This is a genomic window from Kitasatospora sp. NPDC093679 (assembly GCF_040683455.1).
In the GTDB taxonomy this organism is placed as follows: Bacteria; Actinomycetota; Actinomycetes; order Streptomycetales; family Streptomycetaceae; genus Kitasatospora; species Kitasatospora arboriphila.
The window spans coordinates 24247-47065 of the sequence record NZ_JBFBDW010000010.1 but is presented as its reverse complement, the minus strand read 5'-3'; the positions used below and the strand labels follow the sequence as shown (position 1 = coordinate 47065).

Sequence of the window (22819 nt, the reverse complement as noted above, 5' to 3'; positions counted from 1 at the left end):
ACCTGGCTCCCCGGCGGGCGAGGCCCGCCACAGTGTCCGCCCCCGCGTCGGTTTGTCGATGTGTCTGCTGGCCTTCGAGGATAAGCGTGATCACTGCGCCGTGGGGCCCCTTTCCGGCCAACTCGCCGCAGTCGGACGCAGTTGGCCGCGTTTCGGACGTAACGGGCCCGGGCCGCGGGGGCACACCGGAGCGGATCAGGGTGGTGCAGTTGTCGGCGTGCGCCGGACAACTGTTCTGACCTGCGGAAACGCCGTGCATCTGGGCGTTTATCGAACGTCAATTGGCAACTGCCAGAGTGTTCTCAGCGCCGGGGAAGCGTCAAAGCGTTCCCGCAGCCGGGGGGCTGCGGGAACGCCGGCGCCCCAAGGGGGAGGGGCCGCCCGTCGGGGGGACGGACGGCCTACGGCGCGGGGGGAGAGAAGGGCTCGGTGTGCTCCTGCACCGCGATGAGGTCCCGCACGGGCTGGGCCTCGGGCACACCGAGCCGGCTGAAGACCGAGTGCGCCTCCTGGAGACAGGCCAGCCCGCGAGCGGGCTGCCCCAGCTCCAGGAGCGCCTCGCCCAGCGCGGCATTGGCCAGGCCCTGGCAGTAGGCGGCGTCGATCTCCTGCGCGATCGACAGCGACTCCCCGGCCGCGGCGGCCGCCTCCGAGTACTGCGCCTCGTCCACCAGACAGGCCGCCAGCCGGGCCAGCGAGTAGCCCTCCCAGAAGCGGTACTGCTGGGACTGGTACAGCCCGTGCGCCTCGCGCAGGTGCTCCGCGGCCTCCGCCGTCGAACCGGTCGCCCGCAGCACCACACCGAGCTGGTAGAGGGTGTCCGCCAGGCAGGGCGTGTTGCCCGACGTCCGGGCGGCCATCACCGCCGCCCGGGCGGACTCCACCGCCTCCTCGTGCCGGTCCAGCCCCACGTACGCCCGCGCCATGTTCGCCAGCAGGCGGGCCTCGCCGATCGACGCACCCATCACACGGCTTATCCCGAGTGCCTGTTCGTAGAACGGCAGTGCCTCGGCGGGCCGACCGGCCTGGATCAGGACGATGGCCAGCTCGTTCGAGGCGGAGCTGCGCAGCTGCGTCACGTTCTCCGTGGGCAGCAGGGCGAGGCTCTGCCGCAGCGAGCCCTCGGCCTCCGCGAGCTCGCCGGCCATCTGGTGCAGGTGTCCGACCGCGTACCGGACCCGGGCCAGGGTGGCCGTGTCCTCGTGGCGCTGCGCATTGTCGGCGGCAGCCAGCAGCGCGGCGCGGATCCGCGGCCCGAGCGTCGGGTCCTCGACGAGTGCCCGCAGGATGAGGACCAGGTCGAGCGCAGGGCGCAGCAGCTCCATCGGCTCACGGACCACGGCCTCGACACTGCTGAGCAGCAGCGCCACCTCGGACCTGATCCAGGCGCGCGCGGTTTCGCTGTCGCCCAGCCGGAGGCCGGCCGAAGCCGGCTCGTGGAGCAGCTCCGCGAGCAGGTCGTCGGGCTCGATGACATGCGCGGCGTTCTGCATCGTCGCCAGCAGCAGGTCCAGCAGCCGCAGGGTCGCGGCCCGCTGTTCGTCGGTGTCGCCGAGCTTCTGGTTCTGCCGCTGCGCGAACAGCCGGAGCAGGTCGTGATAGCGATAGCGGCCCGGGGTGAAGCACTCCAGCATGTTGGCCTCGACCAAGGCCTCGGCCAGGTCTTCCGCCGTCCGCTCGTCGGTGCCGAGCAGTGCGGCCACGGCAGGCAGCGGCAGGTCCGGCGAGTCCACCACGGAGAGCAGGCGGAAGGCCCGGGCCTCGTCCGGCTGCAGCTGGGCATAGCCCAGGCCGATGGTGGTCTCCACCGCGAGGTTGCCGAGTTGGAGCTCCTGGAGGCGGTTGCGCTGGTCGGCTAACCGACGGGCCAGGTCGGAGACGCTCCACCGCGGCCGGCTGGCCAACCGGGCGGCGGCGATGCGGACCGCGAGCGGCAGGAAACCGCAGGCGGTCACCACAGCCAGCGCGGCCGCCGGTTCGGCCGCCACCCGGTCGTGACCGACGATCGCGGAGAACAGCGCCAGCGCCTCGTCCGGGGTCAGCTCCTCGATGTCCACCAGGTGCGCGCCGGGGATCTCGGCCAGCCGCGACCGGCTGGTCACCATCACCGCGTTGCCGGACACCCCGGGGATCAGCGGCGTCAGCTGCCGTGCGTCCCTGGCGTTGTCCAGCAGGATCAGCATCCGCTTGTCGGCCAGGAGCGAGCGGTAGAGCGCTGAGCGCTGGTCGAGGGAGTCCGGAGTGTCGGTGGCGCCGAGCGCGTGCAGGAAATCGCCCAGCACCACGGCCGGGTCGGCCGGGGTGGCACCAGCCCCGCGCAGGTCCACGTAGAGCTGGCCGTCCGGGAAGTCCGGACGCAAGCGGTGTGCGACGTGCACGGCGAGCGTGGTCTTGCCGACGCCGCCGATGCCGGCCAGCGAGGTGACCACCACGGCCTGGCCGGAGCCGCCGCGCAGCACGTCCCGGAGCTCACTCACGATCTTGCTGCGGCCACTGAAGTCGGACACGTCGGCGGGCAGTTGGGCGGGCGGGACGAAGGTCGACGGCTCCTCGTCGGCGAGCGGTACGGCTGCCGCCACGGCAGGCATCAGCGCAGGGTCGCCGGCCAGGATCCGGGCGTGCATGGCGGCGAGTCCGCTGCCGGGCTCCACGCCGAGCTCGTCGATGAGCAACTTGCGGGTGTCCGCGTAGACGCCGAGCGACTCCGCCTGCCGGCCGCACCGGTACAGGGCGAGCATCAGCAGTTCGCGCAGCCGCTCGCGCAGCGGGTGCGCGGCGGCGAGCGAGCTCAACTCGGAGACAATTTCGGCGTGCAGACCGACCTCTAGGGCGACCGCACAGCGCTCCTCCGCCACGGTGAGCTGCCGCTCGGACAGCCGGGTGCGCTGCGCCTCCGCGTACGGGCCGGGCACACCGGGCAGCGGTCTGCCGCGCCACAGGGCGAGTGCCGCCAGCAGCGATTCGTGGGAGGCGCGGAAGTCTCCGTCGGCCCGGGCTTCGGCCGCCCGGGCGACCCGGCTCTCGAAGGCGGCGAGGTCCAGAGAGCCGTCCGGGATGCGCAAGGCGTAGCCGTCACTGACCGAGACCAGGATCTCGGCCGGTTTGCGTACGGCCCGGTTGGGCTCGATGACCGACCGCAGGCGTGAAATGTACGTGCGGAGCGCGGCCACCGCCTGCGGCGGGGTACGGTCGCCCCAGATGCCGTCCACCAGGTCGTCGGTGGTCACCGGTCGGCCCCGGTTGAGCAGCAGGGCCGCCAGCACCGCCTGCTGCTGCGGAGAGCCCAGCGCGAGCTGCTCCTCCCCGCGCCAGGCCTGGACGGGGCCGAGCACCTGGAAGCGCAGCGCATCGGCCGCAGCCGTCCCCTGAAGCTCCATGTCCTCCCCCGAAGGCCTCTGTGAGTGGTTCCGTGCGGTGTCGTCCGCCGGAATGGCGGGGCGTCAGCTTATGAGGAAGCGCGCAAACATCCGCGAACCGTGCGCAGGACGGGACGTTTATAAGACATTTAACGACCTCTACGATACTGGGCTGGCGCCCGGGACGATCCAGGGCGCCGATATCTGATGACCTGAAAGGCGGCGTACCCATGGCCGACGAGACCACCACCACGACCGAGCCCGTCGCCGCCGAGCACACCGTGGCTCCGGTCGACCCCAACGCGATCGAGCAGGCGCTTTCGGTCCTCGCCGAGGAGCCCGAGCCGAAGGCCGACGAGCAGACACCCGAGGGCGACCCCAAGTCCGGCGAGGTCTACGAGCCGATGGGCTCGATCGGAAACTGCCCCTGATTCGAAGCACACGCAGCGCGCGCCCCGGTCCTCGCGGACCGGGGCGCGCGCCGTCGTACGCCTACTCCGCGGAGCGGACCCGCAGGCTGGTGATCAGCGGGCCGTCCGTGACCTCGGCGAAGAAGTCGTTGCCCTTGTCGTCCACGACGATGAACGCCGGGAAGTCCTCGACCTCGATGCGCCAGACGGCCTCCATGCCGAGCTCGGGGTACTCCAGCACCTCGACCTTCTTGATGCAGTCCTGGGCGAGGCGGGCGGCCGGGCCGCCGATCGAGCCGAGGTAGAAGCCGCCGTGCTCGTTGCACGCCTTGGTGACCTGCTTGGAGCGGTTGCCCTTGGCGAGCATGACCATGGAGCCGCCGGCCGCCTGGAACTGGTCGACGTAGGAGTCCATCCGGCCGGCCGTGGTGGGGCCGAAGGAGCCGGAGGCGTAGCCCTCGGGGGTCTTCGCCGGGCCGGCGTAGTACACCGGGTGGTCCTTCATGTACTGCGGCATGCCCTCGCCGGCGTCGAGGCGCTCCTTGATCTTGGCGTGGGCGATGTCGCGGGCGACGACCAGGGTGCCGCTGAGCGAGAGGCGGGTCTTCACCGGGAACTTGGACAGCTGCGCCCGGATGTCGGCCATCGGCTGGTTGAGGTCCACCTTGACGACCTCGTCGTCGAGGTGGGCGTCGGTGGTGTCCGGCAGGTACTTCGCCGGGTCGGTCTCCAGCTGCTCCAGGAAGACGCCCTCGGCGGTGATCTTGCCGAGCGCCTGGCGGTCGGCGGAGCAGGAGACGGCCATCGCGACCGGCAGCGAGGCGCCGTGGCGCGGCAGGCGGATCACGCGGACGTCGTGGCAGAAGTACTTGCCGCCGAACTGCGCGCCGATGCCGATCTTCTGGGTGAGCTCGAAGACCTTCTGCTCCAGCTCCAGGTCGCGGAAGCCGTGGCCGGTCTTCGCGTCGCCGGAGGTCGGCAGGTTGTCGAGGTAGTGCGCGGAGGCGTACTTGGCGGTCTTGAGCGCGAACTCGGCGCTGGTGCCGCCGACCACGATCGCCAGGTGGTACGGCGGGCAGGCCGCGGTGCCCAGCGAGCGGATCTTCTGCTCCAGGAAGGAGAGCATCGACGACTCGTTGAGGATCGCCTTGGTCTCCTGGTACAGGTACGACTTGTTGGCGGAGCCGCCGCCCTTGGCCATGAAGAGGAACTTGTAGGCGTCGCCGTCGGTGGCGTACAGCTCGATCTGGGCCGGCAGGTTGTTGCCGGTGTTCTTCTCGTCCCACATGGTGACCGGCGCCATCTGCGAGTAGCGCAGGTTCAGCTTGGTGTACGCGTCGTAGACGCCGCGGGCGATCGCGGACTCGTCCTGGCCGGAGGTGAGGACGTTCTGGCCGCGCTTGCCCATGACGATGGCGGTGCCGGTGTCCTGGCACATCGGGAGGATGCCGCCGGCCGAGATGTTGACGTTCTTCAGCAGGTCGAGCGCGACGAAGCGGTCGTTGGGGCTCGCCTCCGGGTCGTCCAGGATGCGGCGCAGCTGGGCGAGGTGGTCCGGGCGCAGGTAGTGCGAGATGTCGTGCATCGCCTCGGCGGTGAGCAGCCGCAGCGCCTCCGGCTCGACCTTGAGGAAGGTGCGGCCGTCCGCCTCGAAGGTGGAGACGCCCTCGGAGGTGAGCTTCCGGTACGGCGTGGGGTCGGCACCGAGCGGGAGGAGGTCGCGGTACTCGAATTCCGGGGTGGCCATGGGGGGAGATCCTTAGCGAGGTCGGCTGCGTCTGCGAAGCACCCTCCAATGTAGGTGCAGGCGGCGCGGCGGCGGAGCGCAGGTGAGCCTGCGTGACGGGGCTCACGCCTTTCTCCGGCGAACTCTCGTTCGGAGTGATCCCGATGGCTAGGCTTTGGGCGTGGACACTTCGCCGTCGCCCGACGACCAGGGGCAGCAGCCCGTACCCATGACCAAGCAGGAGCCGGCCCCCGTCCCGCAGGCGCAGCCCGCGGTCGCCGCGCCGGTCGCCGAGGCCGATCTGCGGTGCTCGGACGCGGACCGCGAACGGGTCGCCGACCTGCTGCGCGACGCGTACGCCGAGGGCCGGTTGACGGTGGAGGAGCACTCGGAGCGGATCGAGGCGGCCTACGCCGCGAAGACCTTCGGCGACCTCGTCCCGCTCACCCGGGACCTGCCGGCCGCCACCGGTGCCCCGCTCTCGATGGAGAAGCCGCCGCTGCAGCAGCAGCGCGCGCCGCTGCCGCCGGCCCGCCAGGAGGCGCCGACCATGGTGGCGGTGTTCGGCGGGGCGGAGCGCAAGGGCCGCTGGCGGGTCGGGCCGCACCTGAAGGCCGTCGCGGTCTTCGGCGGGGTGGAGATCGACCTGACCGACGCGGTCTTCGAATCGCCCGAGGTGGTCATCGAGGTGACCGCGATCTTCGGCGGCGTGGACATCAAGGTGCCGGAGAACGTCAGCCTGCACGGCGGCGGCGTGGGCATCTTCGGCGGCTTCTCGGTGCGCGAGCAGACCGCGGCCGACCCGTACGCGCCGGTGGTGCGGGTGAAGGGCGCGGCGGTCTTCGGCGGCTGCGAGGCCAAGCCGCGCCGCGGCAAGAAGCTGCGGGAGTGGGCGCGCAAGCAGCTCGACCGCTGAGCGGCGCCGGGTGCGGGGCCGGGCTGGAGTCCGCCGCCCGGCCAACTGCGCTGCGGGCACTCGTCGTTGTGTCGAGTGCAGGGAGTAGTCGGTTGCGTGCGGTGTGCATGAATCGGGGGGCGAGGGGGTAGTTCCCCACGCACATCGGTTCCTGTTACGGCTGTGATCCCGTACGGCGGCGGCGCCGCGGCGGGTGGGCACGGGGCAGTCGGGCAGGGACGAGCTTCCCCGAGTCCCGTACCGCGTCAGGAGTAGCCGTGCTGCATCCCATCGAGTCCAGCGCCACCGGCTCCGCCGCCGTCCGCCGCAGTCCGGTGACGGTGGGGGCCCCTGCGGACCCGCTGGAGGACAACCCGTGGCACACCGGGGCGGCCTGCCGTCGCGACGAGGCCGGGCTGTTCTTCGCGCCGTCCAAGGAGCCGACGGCGGCCCGGCTCTCGCGTGAGGAGCAGGCCAAGCAGGTCTGCGCCCGGTGCCCCGTGCTGCTGGAGTGCCGCGAGCACGCGCTGGCCATGCCGGAGCCGTACGGGGTGTGGGGCGGGCTGACCGCGGCCGAGCGGCGGGTGGTGCTGGCCCGGCGGCGGCGCCGGGAGGCGGAGCTGCGCGAGGCGCGGCGGGTGCCGACGGGCCGGATAGCCGGCTGACGAACGGCGGCGGCCCCGGGCGTGGACGCCCGGGGCCGCCGTTCGCGACGTGCCGCGTCAGTTGGCGCGGTCGAAGTCGATCGCGCTGTAGGCCCGCAGCTTGGACAGCTTGTGGGTGGAGTCGATGCGCCGGATCGTGCCGCTCTTGGAGCGCATCACCAGCGAGCTGGTGGTGGCGGTCTCCTGGCGGTAGTGCACGCCGCGCAGCAGCTCGCCGTCGGTGATGCCGGTGGCGACGAAGAAGACGTTCTCGCCGGAGACCAGGTCGTCGGTGGTGAGGACGCGGTCGAGGTCGTGACCGGCGTCCAGCGCCTTCTGCCGCTCCGCCTCGTCCTTCGGCCACAGCCGGCCCTGGATGACGCCGCCCATGCACTTCATCGCGCAGGCCGCGATGATGCCCTCCGGGGTGCCGCCGACGCCCATCAGCAGGTCGACGCCGGTGCCCTCGCGGGCGGCCATGATGGCGCCGGCCACGTCGCCGTCGGAGATGAACTTGATCCGGGCGCCGGCCTCGCGGATCTCCTTGACCAGGCCCTGGTGGCGGGGCCGGTCCAGCACCACGACGGTGACGTCCTCGACGGCGATGCCCTTGGCCTTGGCGACCCGGCGGATGTTGACGGCCGTCGGCGCGGAGATGTCGACGAAGTCCGCGGCCTCCGGGCCGCAGACCAGCTTGTCCATGTAGAAGACCGCGCTGGGGTCGAACATGGTGCCGCGGTCGGCGACCGCGAGGACGGCCACCGCGTTGTGCATGCCCTTGGCGGTCAGCGTGGTGCCGTCCACCGGGTCCACGGCGACGTCGCACTCGGCGCCGGTGCCGTCGCCGACACGCTCGCCGTTGTACAGCATGGGCGCCTCGTCCTTCTCGCCCTCGCCGATGACGACGACGCCGTTCATCGAGACGGTGGAGACGAGGGTGCGCATGGCCTTCACGGCCGCGCCGTCGGCGCCGTTCTTGTCGCCGCGGCCGACCCAGCGGCCCGCCGCGAGCGCGGCGGCCTCGGTGACGCGGACGAGTTCCAGGGCGAGGTTGCGGTCCGGGGCCTCCGGAGCGACCTCCAGCGAGCTGGGGAGGTGGTGCGGGTACTGCGTGGTCATCGTCGTTACCTCTCTGTACGCGACGGCCAGTGAGCGCCCGACTACTGCCAGGTCGGAACGCCGTGGTGAGGGTTGGTGCGATCGTATCCGGCACCCGGACGGGTGTCTGTGGCGCACCCGGCGCGACCAGCCGGTATGCGGCGGTTCGTCCGGCTTCACCCCGCCGGGGGGTACCCGGTGGTCGGGGGCGCGGAGGGCATGGTCCACCATGGACGGGTGGCAGGCAGCAGCAGCAAGAGAGGCCGGCAGACGGTACGGGACATGATCCTGTCGATGCTGGCGGTCGGTGTCGTGGGCTTCTTCGGATACCTCTTCATCCCGCACGAGGGCGGCGACGGCGTGCACGTCGTCGACTACCGTTCGGCGCTGGCCTCGGCGAAGCGCGCCGCGCCCTACCCGGTGCTCGGCCCGCAGGGGCTCTCCGAGCAGTGGCGGGCGACCTCGGTCGAGTACCGCAAGGACGGCAAGGGCAACGCCGTGTGGCACCTGGGCTTCGTGACCCCGTCCGGCCAGTACGCCGCGGTGGAGCAGTCCAACGGCACCCGTGACGACGTGATCGACACCGTGGTGCCGGGCGGCAAGCCGGACGGCAGCGCGCCGGTGGCCGGCCGGGACTGGCAGCGCTTCCAGGGCACCAAGTACCGCGGTCTCGCGACCCCGGCCGGCACCGCCACCACGGTCGTCACCGGCTCCGCCTCGTACGACGAGCTGGCCCAGCTGGCCGCCGCGCTGAAGTAGCGCGCGGCGCCGGTGCGCGCCCCCGAGGACGTACGGCGAAGGCCCCCGCGGCGAACCGCGGGGGCCTTCGTCCTGCCCGGGCCGTGCGCGGCCCGGAGCGGGATCAGACGGTGGTGACGACCTCGTCGTACTCCAGGCGGGGGGAGCGCGGGAACCAGGCGTCCTCGCCGGGCTTGCCGATGTTGACCACGGCCAGCACGGAGTGCTCGCCGTCGGCGAAGAACTCCTTGTTCAGGCCCGCGGCGTCGTAGCCGGTCATCGGGCCGGCGGCCAGGCCGGCGGCGCGCACGCCGATGATGAAGTACGCGGCCTGCAGGGCGCCGTTCAGCGTGGCGGAGGCCTCGCGGACGGGGCGCTCGGAGAAGAACATGTCCTTCGCCTGCGGGAAGTGCGGCAGCTGGGTCGGGAGCTCCTCGTGGAACTCGTTGTCCTGCGCGAGGATGGCGACCAGCGGGGCGGTGGCGGTCTTGGCGCGGTTGCCCTCGGCCATGTGCTGCAGCAGGCGCTCGCGGCCCTCGTCGGTGCGGACGAGCACGATGCGCAGCGGCTGCTGGTTGAACGCGGTGGGGCCGAACTTGACCAGGTCGTAGATGGCCCGGACCTGCTCGTCGCTGACCGGCTCGTCGGTGAAGGTGTTGGCGGTACGGGCCTCGCGGAAGAGCAGGTCCTGGGCGGCGGCGTCGAGTGCCAGAGTCATTGCGGAATCCACCTCAAACGGAAGACGGGAGAGCGGTCGAGACGGCCGGGAGGACCGTTCACCGGGCTCCAACGTTAGGTGAAACTTAAACTATTCCGCAAGCAGGCGTGACCCCCGTCACACCTGCGGGGCGTGCCCCGGGTCACCCGCCGTCGCCGCCGGCGGCTCACCCCTCGGCGGACTCCTCGGCGGCCAGCGCCGCGTCCAGCCGGGCCCGGGCGCCGTCCAGCCAGCGCTGGCAGACCTTGGCCAGCCGCTCGCCGCGCTCCCACAGCGCCAGCGACTCCTCCAGCGAGGTGCCGCCGGTCTCCAGCTGCCGGACGACCTCCAGCAGCGCGTCCCTGGCCTGCTCGTACCCGAGCGCCTCGTCGCCGCCGGCCGCACCCCGGACCGCCTGACCGTCCTGCTGCTGATCTGCCATGCCGCCAGCGTAGGGGCTGCGGACGACAGGCCGGTGCGGTCGCCCGCCGTCAGCGCGGGCTGACCGGCCGCCGGGCGGACGGGCTGCGGCGCTCGGCCGCGGCGCAGCGCTCGGCCGGGGCGCGGTGCTCCGCGGGGCCGCAGCGCTCGGCGGAGACGGCGGCGGGGGCGACGAGGGTGCGGCGCAGGGTGCTGCGGGCCCGCCAGGTGAGGGTCTTCACGGCGCCCACCCGGATGCCGATCGCGTCCGCCACCTCCCGCGAACTGAGGTCGTCCCAGTAGCGCAGCGTGAGCGCCGTCCGCTGGTGCTCGGTCAATGTCGCGAGCGCGGCGAAAACGCGCTCGGCCTCGACGAGGGAGACCACCTGGTCCTCGACGCAGATTCCCGCATCGGAATCCGCGACCGCGGCCACCGTCGACTCGCTGCGGGTGGCCCGCCGTTTGTCGTGGTCGAACATGATGTTCCGGGCGATGGTGAAAATCCACGCCCCCATGTCCTTCCCCGTCCAGTGGAACCCGTCAATGCACGCCATTGCGCGGACGAACGTGTCCTGGGTCAGGTCCTCGGCGAGTGCGCGATTCCCGGTGCGCCGCGTGAGGAAGGCCAGGACCGGCCCCCGATATCGGCGGTACAACTCCGCCCAGGCGTCCCGGTCGCCGGCCTTGGCGGCCTCGATCAGGTGCGGTGTTCCACGCGGCGTTCCACGCAGCGTCCCATCCATACCGGACCTCCCGGAGAGCAGGTCCCGCAACGATACGAGCGGGCATGCATGCGTGCAAGCGATTCCGAAATTCCGTCAGTTCGCCTCACTGCCACCCAGATTTGGCAGGGCCTGACTGATCGTCATTGGCTTGCACTCATGCAAGTAGATGCATCTGGGACATGACACGCGCTAGCCTTGCCCGCCATGCAGCCGACTGAGGACACCGCCTCGGAGACCACCCCCGCCCAACGTTTCGGTGCCGTCGTTCACGAGGCCGCCCGGCGCGCGGGCTACGACCTCACCCCGGGCGCCGGCGGGCGGCTCGCCCTCGCCAGGGACACCGGCATGAGCGCCTCCGCGGTCGGGCGCATGCTGCGCGGCGACACCCTTCCCCGCCCCTCCCAATTCCAGAGAATCGCGCAGGTCGTCCACCTGGACCTGCACGAGCTGCTGGTGCGCGGCGGAGTGATTTCCGAGGAATCCGCAAACGATCTCCCCCGGGGAGTACGCTCACCCATCACCCCTGAGGAAGCGTTGGACGCCTGGGGTGTAACCCACCCCATGATCCGGAAATTCCTTCTCGCCTCCATCGCCCAGGCGATCGGCCTGCAGCAGGAAAGCGAGCGCGGTTCTTTTCCGCCGGACGAGAACCGCGGGGGAGGGGCAGTGCACATGCAGAGGTGAGGCCAGTAATGCCGAGATTCTCTCCGGTGGCGGCCGACGCGCTCAGAGCGGTGGGCGCGGTCGGCGGAACAGCACTGATCGTCGCCGGCACCTACGACACCCGTTGGATCCCGTTCCTCGGCTGCCTGGCCGTGGCGGCGCTGTCCACCACCGAGTACGCCCTGGCGAGGACCAGGCGGTGGATGCGCGAGACCGAGGCCAGGACGGCCCGTCAGGCCGAGCTCGTCGCCGCCCGCGCGGCCGCCCTGCCGCCGGCCGCACCGCCCGAGATACCGCCGCCCCCCGCACCGCCGCTCGCCGACGGCCGACAGCTCGGCGCCGACGCCCTGCTGCGCCTGCTGGAGGCCGTGCACCGGGAACTGCGGCACGCCCACGAGGCGGCCGACCGGGCCCAGGCCGAGCTCGCCGACCTCAGCCGCGAGTGGAACACCCTCGTGCAGGAGACCATGAGCCGTCCCCCGCACGCCCGCACACCGGTCGAATGAGCCCGGTCGCGCGACGCGGCCCGCGCTCACTCCGGCGCGACGGTCACCCCGAAGCCGCCCTCCGCCACCCGCGCGTGCAGCTCGTCCCCGGCCGCCACCTGCGCCGGGTCCGTCACCACCGCCCCGTCCGCCCGCTGCAGCACCGCGTAGCCGCGCTGCAGGGTGGCCAGCGGCGACAGCGCCACCACCCTGGCCAGCGCGTGCCCGAGGTCCGTCTGCGCATGGTCCAGCCGGTGCCCCAGCACCCGCCGCCCCCGCTCCACCAGCGCCGTCACCTCCGCCGCCCGGTCCTCCACCAGCCGGTGCGGCGCGGCCAGCACCGGACGGCTGCGCACCCCCTCCAGCCCGTGCAGCTCCCGCTCGACCCGGCCCACCACGCAGCGCCGGGCGCGGTCCCGCAGCTGGCGCACCCGGGCGAGCTCCTCGCCCACCTCCGGAACCACCCGCTTCGCCGCGTCGGTCGGCGTCGACGCCCGGAAGTCGGCGACGAAGTCCAGCAGCGGCTGGTCCGGCTCGTGGCCGATCGCACTGACCACCGGGGTGCGGGCCGCCGCCACGGTGCGCACCAGCTCCTCGGAGGAGAACGGCAGCAGGTCCTCCACGCTGCCGCCGCCGCGGGCCACCACGATGACGTCCACCTCCGGGTGCTCGTCGAGCTCCCGCACCGCGGCCGCCACCTGCGCCGCCGCGTTCGGTCCCTGCACCAGCACGTTGCGCACCTCGAAGCGGACGGCCGGCCAGCGCCGCCGGGCGTTCTCCAGCACGTCCCGCTCGGCCGCCGAGCCGCGGCCGGTCACCAGGCCCACGCAGTGCGGCAGGAACGGCAGCGGCCGCTTGCGCTCCGCGTCGAACAGCCCCTCCGCGCCGAGCTTGCGCTTCAGCTGCTCCAGCCGGGCCAGCAGCTCGCCCAGCCCGACCAGCCGGATCTCCGAGGCCCGCAGCGAGAGCGTGCCGCGCGCGGTGTACCACTCGGGCTTGGCGTGGACGACGATCCGCGAGCCCTCCTGCACGGCCTCCGCCACCTGTTCGAAGACCGGACGGAAACAGGTCACGGTGAGCGACACGTCCCGCTCCGGGTCGCGCAGCGTCAGGAACACCATCCCCGCGCCGGGGCGCCGGTTCAGCTGCGCGATCTGCCCCTCCACCCAGACCTCGCCCAGCCGGTCGATCCAACCGCCGATCATCGCCGACACCCTGCCGACCGGGACGGGCGCCTCGGGGGAGCTGCTGTTCGCCATGCCCACGAGGCTAGCGCCGCCCGGTGACGCCGCCGCCGCGCCCGGCCCGGCGCATCGGCCCCGCGCGCGTCGGCCCCCTGCGCGTCGGGCGCCGCGGCGGGGCGCCCGTACGATGGAGCCATGTCCACCACTGCACAGCGCCGTGTCCTGCTCGCCGCCCCCCGGGGCTACTGCGCGGGCGTCGACCGCGCCGTCATCGCCGTGGAGAAGGCCCTGGAGCAGTACGGGGCCCCGATCTACGTCCGCAAGCAGATCGTCCACAACAAGTACGTCGTGCAGACCCTCGAGAAGAAGGGCGCGATCTTCGTCGACGAGACGGAGGAGGTGCCCGAGGGCGCGATCGTGGTCTTCTCCGCGCACGGCGTCGCCCCGTCCGTGCACGACGAGGCGAAGGCCGGCAAGCTCGCCACCATCGACGCCACCTGCCCCCTGGTCACCAAGGTGCACAAGGAGGCCGTGCGCTTCGCCGAGGAGGACTACGACATCCTGCTCGTCGGCCACGAGGGCCACGAGGAGGTCATCGGCACGATGGGCGAGGCCCCGGACCGCATCCACCTCGTGGACGGTGCCGAGGACGTCGGAAACGTGCAGGTCCGCGACGAGTCCAAGGTCGTCTGGCTCTCCCAGACCACCCTGTCGGTGGACGAGACCATGGCCACCGTCGGCGAGCTCAAGAAGCGCTTCCCGCTGCTGGTCTCCCCGCCCAGCGACGACATCTGCTACGCCACCCAGAACCGCCAGGTCGCGGTGAAGCAGCTCGCCCCCGAGACCGACCTGCTGATCGTCGTCGGCTCCAAGAACTCCTCCAACTCCGTCCGCCTGGTCGAGGTCGGCCTGGAGTACGGCGCCAAGGCCGCCCACCTGGTCGACTTCGCCGACGAGATCGACGAGGCCTGGCTGGAGGGCGTCACCACCGTCGGCCTCACCAGCGGCGCCTCGGTGCCCGAGATCCTCGTCGACGGTGTCCTGGAGTTCCTCGCCGAGCGCGGCTACGCCGACGTGGAGACGGTCAAGACCGCCGAGGAGCACCTGATCTTCTCGCTGCCCAAGGAGCTCCGCCGCGACCTGCGCGCCGAGGCCGCCGGCAAGCTCTGACCCGTGCACCGGGGCCCGGTGGCCCCGGCCCCGCCCCGAGCCCGGGCGCCCGCACACCGCGGACGCCCGGGCTTCGTGCTGCCCGCCACCGGGTACCGGAGGGACGGCACGGCGGGCGGGGGCGGCCCCGCCCCCGTAGGTTGGTGCGCAGCCCGTGGTTTGTGCACAGGCTGTGGACGACGCTTCGAGGGAGGAACTGCGGAATGGCGACGGTATTCGGCGTGGACATCGGCGGCTCGGGCATCAAGGGCGCCCCGGTCGACCTGGCCGGGGGAGGGCTCGCCGAGGAGCGCTTCAAGGTGCTCACCCCGCAGCCGTCCTCGCCGAACGCGGTGGTCGAGGCGGTCGTCGAGGTCGTCCGGCACTTCGGCCACCAGGGGCCGGTCGGCCTGACCTTCCCCGGGGTGGTCGTCCGCGGCCGCACCCGCACCGCCGCCAACGTCGACAAGGACTGGATCGGCATGGACGCTGAGGGGCTCTTCCGCGAGGCCCTCGACCTGCCCGCCACCGTCGTCAACGACGCGGACGCGGCCGGCATCGCCGAGGTCACCCACGGGGCCGGCCGCGGCCGGGGCGGCACCGTCCTGCTGCTCACCTTCGGCACCGGCATCGGCAGCGCGCTCTTCGTCGACGGCGCCCTGGTGCCCAACACCGAGCTCGGCCACCTCGAACTGCGCGGCAAGGACGCCGAGCGGCGCGCCTCCTCGGCCGCCAGGGAACGGCACGGGCTGTCCTGGGCCGAGTGGGCGGTGCGGGTCGACGAGTACCTCGACCTGGTCGAGATGCTGTTCTCGCCGCAGCTGATGATCATCGGCGGCGGTGTCAGCCGCAAGCACGAGAAGTTCCTGCCGCTGCTGCGCAAGCGCGACGCCGAGGTCCTCCCCGCCGAACTCCGCAACAACGCGGGCATCGTCGGCGCCGCGATGGCCGCCGCGGCCCACGCGGCCTAGAGCCCGGGGCGGTCACGTCAGGTGCCCCCACGCGCCCCTGGTGCTGCACCCGTGCCGTGCATCCCTGCGGGGCTAACGGGTGCGGCGGATCCGGCGTTGGGCCACGAACCGGGCGGCCACGATCACGGCCGCCAGGCCCGTCCCGGCGAACAGCCAGCCCGCCCGCACCGCCAGCCCGCTCGCCAGCGACACCACCCGGCCGGTCAGCCCGGAGGTGGAGGCCGGCTGCAGCAGCGCCAGCGCCAGCGCGAACGCGATCGGCCCGGCGATCGGCGCCGCCGGCAGGTCCGGGTAGCGCACCCGGACGGCCAGCTGGAAGCAGAGCACCAGGTAGCCCAGGCCGAACAGCACGCCGAGGCCGCCGAACAGCGTCCGGTCCACCCCGGCGACCAGCAGGGTCCCGGCGACCGCGGCCACCCCGGTGCCCACCGCCGTCAGCCGGGCCGGACGCCCCGTCCGCTCCCGGCCGCGGCCCGCCCACGGCAGGCGCGGACGGCGGACCGGCGCGCCGCCGGAGGCCGAGCGCAACCGGGAGTCGACGGGCGCGGCGGGGCCCGGGACGGCGGCCCGGTCGGTGCCGGACGGCGGCTGCCGCCGGGGCCCGGGGGGCTGGGTACGGATGCTCTGCTGCTCCACCCACCCAACGTACGGTCCGATCATCGCCACAGTGTGTAATGCCGGAATTCCGGACCGGGCGTGTCCGCGGCAGGAGTAGCGTCGTCCACGACCGACGCGGTCCGCCGCCGGGCCGGGCGGGGATAGGACGGCGACGAACCGGAGCAGGGGTGACCGAGGGCGGTCACCGGTGGAGGGGTGCGATGACGGACTTCGGCTTCGAGCGGCTGCACCACGTGCAGCTCGACATCCCGGCCGGTGCGGAGCCGGCCTGCCGGGCGTTCTGGGCCGGGGTGCTCGGGATGACCGAGCTGGCCAAGCCGCCGGTGCTGGCGGCGCGCGGCGGCTGCTGGTTCCGCAGCGGGGGAGTGGAGGTGCACCTCGGCGTCGTCCCCGACTTCGCGCCCTCGGCCAAGGCCCACCCGGGCATCCTGGTGCACGACCTGGACGCGCTCGCGGCCCGGCTGGAGGAGCACGGCCACCCCGTCCGGTGGGACGACTCCGTCCCGGGTCGCCGCCGTTTCCGCAGCGCCGACGCGCTCGGCAACCGGCTGGAGTTCCTGGAGCCCGACCGGACGGGCTGAGCGAGCCCCGTAGACTGGGGGATCGGCCGCCTCCGGCCGCTCCACGCCCTCCAAGCCCACGGGACATCGCTTCATGTCGCTCACGATCGGAATCGTCGGCCTGCCGAACGTCGGCAAGTCGACCCTGTTCAACGCCCTGACCAAGAACGACGTGCTGGCGGCCAACTACCCGTTCGCCACCATCGAGCCCAACGTGGGCGTCGTCGGCGTCCCCGACACGCGGCTGGCGAAGCTCGCCGAGATCTTCGGTTCGGCGCGCATCCTGCCGGCCACCGTCGACTTCGTCGACATCGCGGGCATCGTCCGCGGCGCGAGCGAGGGCGAGGGCCTGGGCAACAAGTTCCTCGCCAACATCCGCGAGTCGGACGCGATCTGCCAGGTCGTCCGCGCCTTCACCGACCCGGACGTGGTGCACGTCGACGGCAAGGTCTCGCCCAAGGACGACATCGAGACCATCCACACCGAGCTGATCCTCGCCGACCTGCAGACCGTGGAGAAGGCCCTGCCGCGCCTGCAGAAGGAGGCGCGCCTCAAGAAGGACACCGCGTCGGTGCTGGCCGCCGCCGAGGCCGCCAAGGCGATCCTGGAGACCGGCAAGACCCTCTTCGAGGCGGGCTTCGACACCCACCCGATCCGCGAGCTGCACCTGCTCACCGCCAAGCCGTTCCTCTACGTCTTCAACGTGGACGAGGACGAGCTCGCCGACGAGGACTTCAAGGACGCCCAGCGCGCCCTGGTCGCCCCCGCCGAGGCGATCTTCCTCAACGCCAAGATCGAGTCCGAGCTGATCGAGCTCGACGACGAGGAGGCGCTGGAGCTGCTCCAGTCCATGGGCCAGGACGAGCCCGGCCTCGCCACCCTCGCCCGGGTCGGCTTCGAGACCCTCGGCCTGCAGACCTACCTGACCGCCGGCCCCAAGGAGACCCGGGCCTGGACGATCAAGAAGGGCGCCACCGCCCCCGAGGCCGCCGGTGTCATCCACACCGACTTCCAGAAGGGCTTCATCAAGGCCGAGGTCATCTCCTTCGACGACCTGGTCGCGACCGGCTCCATCGCCGAGGCCCGCAGCAAGGGCAAGGCCCGCATCGAGGGCAAGGAGTACGTCATGCAGGACGGCGACGTGGTGGAGTTCCGCTTCAACGTCTGACCGTCCGGTGCCGCGTCGGTACGCGGCGGACACGCGGCTCGAAAGGGGTCGGCTCCTCCGGGGCCGGCCCCTTCGCGGGTCCCCCGTCCCGGAGGGGAGCCCGGGTCGGGGTCGGGGTTGTCCCGGGTGCGGGATCGGGGGCGGGTGGGGGTTCGTCCCCGATGGATCGGCGGGCCGGTTTCGCCAGACTCCTGTGCGGGGCCGGGCGGACCGGTCCGTGCCGACGAACCATCAGGAGATGCCGCCGTGACCGCTGTTGTGCGCCGTACCCGCTGGACCGCCGTCGCCGCCGCCGGGGCGGTGCTCGCCGCACTGGCGGTGGGCACCGCGGCCGGACCCGCCTCGGCCGCCTCCGGGCCGGCGGCCGTGGTGCGGCAGGACGCGGCGGTGCCGCCGCTGGACCGGGCGGCCGTCCGCCGGGTGCTCGCCGGGCTGCCGACCTCCGAGGTGTCCGGGGCACTGGTGCACGTCTCCGGACGGGCCGGCCGGCTGGACGCGGTGGGCGGCATCGGCGACCCGGCCACCGGCCGGGCCCCGGACGCCGACGGGCGGTTCCGGATCGGTTCGATCTCCAAGGTGTTCACCGCGACGGTGGTGCTCCAACTGGCCGCCGAGCACCGCCTCGACCTCGACACCCCCGTCCAGCACTACCTGCCCGGCCTGCTGCCGGCCTCCTTCCCGCCGATCGCGGTCGGGCAGTTGCTGAACCACACCAGCGGGCTCCCGAACGGCGCCGACGGCCCGTGGGGCGACGGCACGGCCGCGTGGTTCGTCGACCACCGCTTCGAGTCCTGGTCGCCGGAGCGCGTGGTGGCCACCATGGACGGTCAGGAGATGGCCTTCGCGCCCGGCACCGCGCAGCAGTACAACGGCATGAACACCTTCGTGGCCGGCCTGCTGGTCGAGCAGGTCACCGGGCACGACTACGCGCACGAGGTGCAGCAGCGGATCGTCCGCCCGCTCGGGCTGCACGACACCTCGGTGCCGGCCGCGGACGACCCGGCGCTGCGGCGCCCGGCCGCCCGTCCCCGGCTGACCGTGCCCGGCCCGGACGGGACCTTGCGGCAGGTGGACGTGACCGAGCAGAGCCCCTGGCCGTGGGCGGAGGGCGGGCTGATCTCCAGCGCCGCCGACCTGGACCGCTTCGTCACCGCGCTGTTCCGCGGCCGCCTGCTGCCGCCCGCCCAGCAGGAGGCGCTGTTCACCGTCCCCGACGTGCCGACCCACCACAGCAGCCACTGCGAGACCGGGCCGGACGCCGGCCGGGCCTGCATGAGCATGGGCCTGGAGCGGACGAAGGTCGGCGGCGTGGAGATCTGGGGCAAGACCGGCTCCCGGCCGGGCTGGACGAACGGCGTGTTCGCCACCCGGGACCTCTCCCGGACGGTGGTCTACTCGCTCAACCCGACCGGCCTGGACGGCGCCGAGACCCCGGTCATCATGCAGCTGGCCGGCGCCGTCTTCGGCTGACGGCCGCGGCCGTGGCCCCGGCCGCCGACCCGGCTACGGCTTGATGTTGTGGTTGACCCGGAACAGGTTGCCGGGGTCGTAGGCCCGCTTGACCTCCACCAGCCGGGCGTAGCTGGAGCCGTAGTTGTCGGCGGCCCGGTGCTGGTCGTCGTCGGCCATGAAGTTGACGTACCCGCCGGCCTCGGAGTGCGGGGCGACCGCGGCGTAGTAGTCGCGCACCCAGGCGACGTTGGCGTCGTTCTCGGCCGGGTCGGGCCACATCCCGGCGATCACGGTGGCGAAGGTGGCCTCGCGGTGGGCGAAGGCGGTGGCCCCGGGCGCCATCCGGTGGCACGCCCCGTTGATCGAGTAGATGTGCATCGTGGAGTTCACGGCCGGCACCTTCGGCCCGTGCTCCAGGTGGGCGGTGATCGCGTCGTCGGTGAGCTCGGTCGAGAAGACGCCCTTCCAGTAGTGCTGCAGGCCCGGCGGCACCAGCGGGTCGAAGGCGCTGTTGAGCGCGGGGTACGGCATCGGGCCGACCATCTCCGCGACCCGCGGCGCGACCTCGCGCATCGGCCGGATCGCCGCCTCGGCCTCCTCCATCGGGCCCGCCCAGCAGGCCACCACGAGGGCGAAGGTGTCGCCGTGCCGGTCCTCCGGGATGAACGGGAGCGGCGGGGCGATCTGGAAGCCGGGGAAGACGCCGAGATCCTCCGGTGCCTCCTCGATGTACTCGCGGTAGCGCTTCAGGACGGCTTCGGCGTGTTCCAGTTCGAAGAGCATCGGGCCGCCGAAGACGTCCTTCACCGGGCTGAGCCCGAACTCGAAGGAGGTGACCGCGCCGAAGTTGCCGCTGCCGCCGCGCAGGGCCCAGAAGAGGTCCGGCTCCTCCTTCTCGTTGACGACCCGCAGCCGGCCGTCGGCCGTCACCACGTCCGCGGACAGCAGGTTGTCGCAGGTGAGCCCCAACTTGCGGGCCAGGTAGCCGATTCCGCCGCCGAGGGTGATGCCGCCGACGCCGGTGGTCGAGATGATGCCGCCGGTGACGGCGAGCCCGAAGGGGTAGGTGGCCGCGTTGAGGTCGCCGAGGGTGGCACCGCCCTCGACCCGTGCGGTGCGGCGGACGGGGTCGACCCGGACGCCGCGCATGCCCGTGAGGTCCGCGACCACGCCGCCGTCGCAGGTGCCGTACCCGGGGACGCTGTGCGCGCCGCCGCGGACGGCCAGCGGCATCCCGTTGTTCCTGGCGAAGTCGACCGCCGCCATCACGTCGCCGGCGTTGGCGCAGCGCACCACGGCCGCCGGCTTGCGGTCGATCATCGCGTTGTAGACCCTGCGGGCCTCGTCGTAGTCCTCGTCGCCGGGCCCGACCACACTCCCGTGGAGGGCGCCCGCCAGTTCCTCGATCGTCTTGCTGCCCATGACAAGAAGCTCCTGACCGTGCCGACCCCCTGGGCCGGACCGGGCACGGAGCGAGGGCCGACGATCCCGGTCGGCCTCCCTCCACGGTACGACTCGCGGGCGCACCCCACCCGGCGGGCGCGGGCGCCCGCCGGGCGGGAGCAAGGCTCGGAGCGAGGTGCGGACGACGGCCGCGGATCGTCAGGGGGAACCGCCCTGCCGCCGTGCGCCGCCGCTCCGGATCGCGCCGCCCCCGGGGAACTGGCAGCCTCGCACCGGGCGGTGACGGGCCGGGAGGTGACGCACCGGGACGGCACCCGGGTGCTGCACGGGAGGGCGCCCCGGGGCGGCCGGGCTCAGCCGACGGTGATCCGCAGCGAGCCGTCCGGCTGCGGGGCGACCGCGACCTGCTCCAGGTCCTCGGCGTGTACGGTGGCGGGGTGCGGCAGGGCGCGCGGGCCGATGCCGACCACGGGCATGCCCGCGGCGAGGGCGGCGGTGATGCCGGCCTCGGAGTCCTCGAAGGCGAGGCAGTCGGCGGGGGCGAAGCCGAGGGCGGCGGCGCCCTTGAGGAAGCCCTCCGGGTCGGGCTTGCTGGCGCCTACCGAGCCTGCGGTGATCATGGTCTGCGGCAGCGGGAGTCCGGCGGCGCCCATCCGGGCACGGGCCAGCGGCTCGTCGGCGGAGGTCACCAGGGCGTGCGGTTGCCCGCGGAGTGCGGCGAGGAAGGCCTCGGCGCCGGGGACGGGGACGACGCCGTAGGTGTCGGCGGTCTCCTCGGCCAGCAGCTGCCGGTTCTCGGCGAGGTTGATCTCCACCGGACGGTCGGGCAGCAGCACGGCCATGGTCAGGTGGCCCTGGCGGCCGTGCACGACGCTCATGACGGCGTCGCCGTCGAGGCCGTGCCGGGCCGCCCAGCGACGCCAGCACCGTTCGACCACCGCGTCCGAGTTGACCAGGGTGCCGTCCATGTCGAGCAGCAGGGCGCGGGTGGTGAGCGTCGTGGCAGGCATGCGGGGCGGCTCCTCGGAAACGGGTGTTTGTCTCACCAGGATACAAAAGTGCCGCCGAAGCGGGCCGGGACGGACGCCCGGGCCGGATCAGCCGCCCAGCAGGTGCGCGTTGACCTCGCGGGCCGGCCCGGCGAGCTCCGGCAGCTCCACGACCTCCACCCCGGCCGCCTCCAGCAGCGCGGTGCCCTGGCAGGCCTGCACGAAGAGGTCCGGCTCGCGCCAGGCGACCACCACCCGCGGCACCCCGGCCGCGATGATCAGCTGGGCGCAGGTGCGCGGCCGCGAGGCGCGCTGCCCGCACGGCTCCAGAGAGCTGTACACGGTGGCCTTGCGCAGCCGCGGGTCGCCGGCCGGCAGTTTGGCGAGCGCGGCCTCCTCGGCGTGGTTCCTCTCGTCCACCTCGCGGCTGTAGCCCTCCGCGAGCACCTCGCCGTCGGCGCCGACGACCACCGCGCCGACCGAGAAGGCCGTCGCGGAGGGCGGGCAGCGGCGCGAGAGCTCCACGGCGCGCGCGAGCCAGTACAGGTCGGTGCCGGGGGCGGCTTCGCTGGTCACGGGGTGGACTCCTTCGGGGCGTAGCGGAGCAGGACGACGTCGCCCACCGTACGTGCCTCCAGCAGCCGCATCCGCCGGGCGGGTCCGCCCGGGTAGTCGGCCGGGCCGAGGAAGCGGGGCGCGCCGCTCTGGCCGACCAGCAGCGGGGCGACGGCGAGCTGGAGTTCGTCGGCGAGGCCCTGGGCGAGGAACTGGGTGTGGATGCTGCCGCCGCCCTCGACCATGAGCCGCCGTACGCCGCGGCCGCCCAGGTCGTCGAGGAGGGCGCCGAGCCCCACCTCGCCGCCGAGCGCGACGACCTCGGCGAGCCCGTCGAGCGCGCCGCGCAGTGCGGGGGCGGCGGCGTCGGTGGTGTAGACGGCCTTGGCGCCGCCGGTGTGCCAGAAGTCGAGCGCGGGCGAGAGGCCGCCGCTCGCGGTCAGGGTGACCTTCAGCGGGTACTCCGGGCGGCCGTCCGCGACGCGTCGAGCCCGCCGCTCGGGCGAGTTGACGAGCAGTCGCGGGTTGTCGCGGCGCAGCGTGGTGCCGCCGACGAGCAGTGCGTCGCAGCCGGCCCGGACCTCGTCCACCCGGTCGAAGTCCGCCGGGTTGGAGAGCAGCAGCCGCTCCGGTGACGCGTCGTCGAGGTGGCCGTCGAGGGAGACGGCGGCGCTCAGCAGGACGTACGGGCGGCGGGACACGGGGTCTCCGATCTGTCGGCTACCGCTCCACCGTACGGTCACCGCCCGTACGACCAGGTGACCGGAGGCCGTGGTGGACGTGCCGGACCTCACCGTGCCGGGCGGCCGCGCCCAGCTGGTCACCGACGACGGCGCCGCCGACCTCCAGGCCGACGGCACCCAGGCCGAGGACCTCACCCACCCGGAGTGGAAGAAGTCCCGCTCCACCTGG

Annotated in this window: 23 protein-coding genes; 11 read left to right on the top strand and 12 right to left on the bottom strand. The window is 73.0% G+C overall.

From position 1 onward, the window contains the following. Positions 1 to 401: 401 nt before the first annotated feature. The gene (locus tag AB0O09_RS11155; RefSeq protein ID WP_363541306.1) at positions 402 to 3377 is read right to left on the bottom strand and encodes a BTAD domain-containing putative transcriptional regulator; all 2976 of its coding nucleotides are present in this window, start codon (positions 3375 to 3377) and stop codon (positions 402 to 404) included. A 209-nt stretch (positions 3378 to 3586) separates the two neighbouring features. Here AB0O09_RS11155 and AB0O09_RS11150 point away from each other — a divergent pair, with 209 nt between their 5' ends. Next, a complete protein-coding gene (locus AB0O09_RS11150; protein WP_363541305.1) occupies positions 3587 to 3787 on the top strand; it encodes a hypothetical protein in 201 nt (66 codons plus the stop codon). 61 nt (positions 3788 to 3848) lie between these two features. Here AB0O09_RS11150 and AB0O09_RS11145 read toward each other — a convergent pair whose 3' ends face one another. Further along, positions 3849 to 5513, bottom strand: a complete 1665-nt coding sequence (locus AB0O09_RS11145) for a fumarate hydratase (protein WP_344625825.1) — start codon at positions 5511 to 5513, stop codon at positions 3849 to 3851. 208 nt (positions 5514 to 5721) lie between these two features. Between AB0O09_RS11145 and AB0O09_RS11140 the strand changes: the two genes are divergently transcribed. Both AB0O09_RS11140 and AB0O09_RS11135 read left to right on the top strand, forming a co-directional pair. After that, entirely contained in the window at positions 5722 to 6408 is a 687-nt protein-coding gene (locus AB0O09_RS11140) for a DUF1707 domain-containing protein (protein ID WP_363541436.1), read from the top strand. Between the two features lie 314 nt (positions 6409 to 6722). After that, positions 6723 to 7052 (top strand): WhiB family transcriptional regulator, encoded by a 330-nt coding sequence (locus AB0O09_RS11135; protein ID WP_363541435.1) that lies wholly within the window; start codon positions 6723 to 6725, stop codon positions 7050 to 7052. A gap of 57 nt (positions 7053 to 7109) precedes the next feature. Here AB0O09_RS11135 and glpX read toward each other — a convergent pair whose 3' ends face one another. Continuing rightward, the gene (gene glpX / locus AB0O09_RS11130) at positions 7110 to 8150 is read right to left on the bottom strand and encodes a class II fructose-bisphosphatase (RefSeq protein WP_344625827.1); all 1041 of its coding nucleotides are present in this window, start codon (positions 8148 to 8150) and stop codon (positions 7110 to 7112) included. Between the two features lie 216 nt (positions 8151 to 8366). Between glpX and AB0O09_RS11125 the strand changes: the two genes are divergently transcribed. Then, positions 8367 to 8888: a DUF4245 domain-containing protein gene (locus AB0O09_RS11125; protein ID WP_363541303.1), complete on the top strand. Its 522-nt coding sequence runs from the start codon at positions 8367 to 8369 to the stop codon at positions 8886 to 8888. A 103-nt stretch (positions 8889 to 8991) separates the two neighbouring features. On the opposite strand, the gene AB0O09_RS11120 is transcribed toward AB0O09_RS11125, so the two are convergent. From AB0O09_RS11120 to AB0O09_RS11110, 3 genes are all read right to left on the bottom strand, one after another. Then, the gene (locus AB0O09_RS11120; RefSeq protein ID WP_263103837.1) at positions 8992 to 9585 is read right to left on the bottom strand and encodes a malonic semialdehyde reductase; all 594 of its coding nucleotides are present in this window, start codon (positions 9583 to 9585) and stop codon (positions 8992 to 8994) included. Between the two features lie 166 nt (positions 9586 to 9751). Beyond that, entirely contained in the window at positions 9752 to 10006 is a 255-nt protein-coding gene (locus tag AB0O09_RS11115; protein ID WP_363541302.1) for an exodeoxyribonuclease VII small subunit, read from the bottom strand. A gap of 49 nt (positions 10007 to 10055) precedes the next feature. Then, complete coding sequence (locus AB0O09_RS11110) at positions 10056 to 10727, bottom strand: sigma-70 family RNA polymerase sigma factor (RefSeq protein WP_363541301.1); 672 nt, start codon at positions 10725 to 10727, stop codon at positions 10056 to 10058. A gap of 186 nt (positions 10728 to 10913) precedes the next feature. Between AB0O09_RS11110 and AB0O09_RS11105 the strand changes: the two genes are divergently transcribed. Next, the gene (locus tag AB0O09_RS11105) at positions 10914 to 11393 is read left to right on the top strand and encodes a helix-turn-helix domain-containing protein (protein WP_363541300.1); all 480 of its coding nucleotides are present in this window, start codon (positions 10914 to 10916) and stop codon (positions 11391 to 11393) included. An 8-nt stretch (positions 11394 to 11401) separates the two neighbouring features. Then, positions 11402 to 11878, top strand: coding sequence for a hypothetical protein (locus AB0O09_RS11100; RefSeq protein WP_363541298.1), 477 nt, complete (start codon positions 11402 to 11404; stop codon positions 11876 to 11878). Between the two features lie 26 nt (positions 11879 to 11904). Here AB0O09_RS11100 and xseA read toward each other — a convergent pair whose 3' ends face one another. Further along, entirely contained in the window at positions 11905 to 13116 is a 1212-nt protein-coding gene (gene xseA, locus AB0O09_RS11095; RefSeq protein ID WP_363541297.1) for an exodeoxyribonuclease VII large subunit, read from the bottom strand. Positions 13117 to 13236: 120 nt separating this feature from the next. Here xseA and AB0O09_RS11090 point away from each other — a divergent pair, with 120 nt between their 5' ends. Further along, complete coding sequence (locus tag AB0O09_RS11090) at positions 13237 to 14211, top strand: 4-hydroxy-3-methylbut-2-enyl diphosphate reductase (protein ID WP_363541296.1); 975 nt, start codon at positions 13237 to 13239, stop codon at positions 14209 to 14211. Between the two features lie 203 nt (positions 14212 to 14414). After that, positions 14415 to 15161: a polyphosphate--glucose phosphotransferase gene (ppgK, locus tag AB0O09_RS11085; RefSeq protein ID WP_363541295.1), complete on the top strand. Its 747-nt coding sequence runs from the start codon at positions 14415 to 14417 to the stop codon at positions 15159 to 15161. 72 nt (positions 15162 to 15233) lie between these two features. Here the strand turns inward: ppgK and AB0O09_RS11080 are convergent, their stop codons facing one another. Beyond that, positions 15234 to 15797, bottom strand: a complete 564-nt coding sequence (locus AB0O09_RS11080) for a DUF6542 domain-containing protein (protein ID WP_363541294.1) — start codon at positions 15795 to 15797, stop codon at positions 15234 to 15236. A 182-nt stretch (positions 15798 to 15979) separates the two neighbouring features. Here AB0O09_RS11080 and AB0O09_RS11075 point away from each other — a divergent pair, with 182 nt between their 5' ends. From AB0O09_RS11075 to AB0O09_RS11065, 3 genes are all read left to right on the top strand, one after another. Continuing rightward, positions 15980 to 16360 carry a glyoxalase gene (locus AB0O09_RS11075; RefSeq protein ID WP_363541293.1) on the top strand — a complete coding sequence of 127 codons (381 nt, stop codon included), beginning with the start codon at positions 15980 to 15982 and terminating at the stop codon, positions 16358 to 16360. A 73-nt stretch (positions 16361 to 16433) separates the two neighbouring features. Next, entirely contained in the window at positions 16434 to 17507 is a 1074-nt protein-coding gene (gene ychF, locus AB0O09_RS11070; protein WP_344625748.1) for a redox-regulated ATPase YchF, read from the top strand. A gap of 246 nt (positions 17508 to 17753) precedes the next feature. Further along, a complete protein-coding gene (locus AB0O09_RS11065; protein ID WP_363541292.1) occupies positions 17754 to 18977 on the top strand; it encodes a serine hydrolase domain-containing protein in 1224 nt (407 codons plus the stop codon). A 33-nt stretch (positions 18978 to 19010) separates the two neighbouring features. On the opposite strand, the gene AB0O09_RS11060 is transcribed toward AB0O09_RS11065, so the two are convergent. The 4 genes from AB0O09_RS11060 to AB0O09_RS11045 form a co-directional block, all read right to left on the bottom strand. Next, a complete protein-coding gene (locus tag AB0O09_RS11060; RefSeq protein ID WP_363541291.1) occupies positions 19011 to 20381 on the bottom strand; it encodes an FAD-binding oxidoreductase in 1371 nt (456 codons plus the stop codon). Between the two features lie 335 nt (positions 20382 to 20716). Next, positions 20717 to 21373: an HAD-IA family hydrolase gene (locus AB0O09_RS11055; protein WP_363541290.1), complete on the bottom strand. Its 657-nt coding sequence runs from the start codon at positions 21371 to 21373 to the stop codon at positions 20717 to 20719. Positions 21374 to 21460: 87 nt separating this feature from the next. Then, positions 21461 to 21928: a deaminase gene (locus AB0O09_RS11050; protein WP_363541289.1), complete on the bottom strand. Its 468-nt coding sequence runs from the start codon at positions 21926 to 21928 to the stop codon at positions 21461 to 21463. Continuing rightward, positions 21925 to 22608, bottom strand: a complete 684-nt coding sequence (locus AB0O09_RS11045) for a dihydrofolate reductase family protein (RefSeq protein ID WP_363541288.1) — start codon at positions 22606 to 22608, stop codon at positions 21925 to 21927. The genes AB0O09_RS11050 and AB0O09_RS11045 overlap by 4 nt, the downstream gene beginning before the upstream one ends. Between the last annotated feature and the right edge of the window lie 211 nt (positions 22609 to 22819).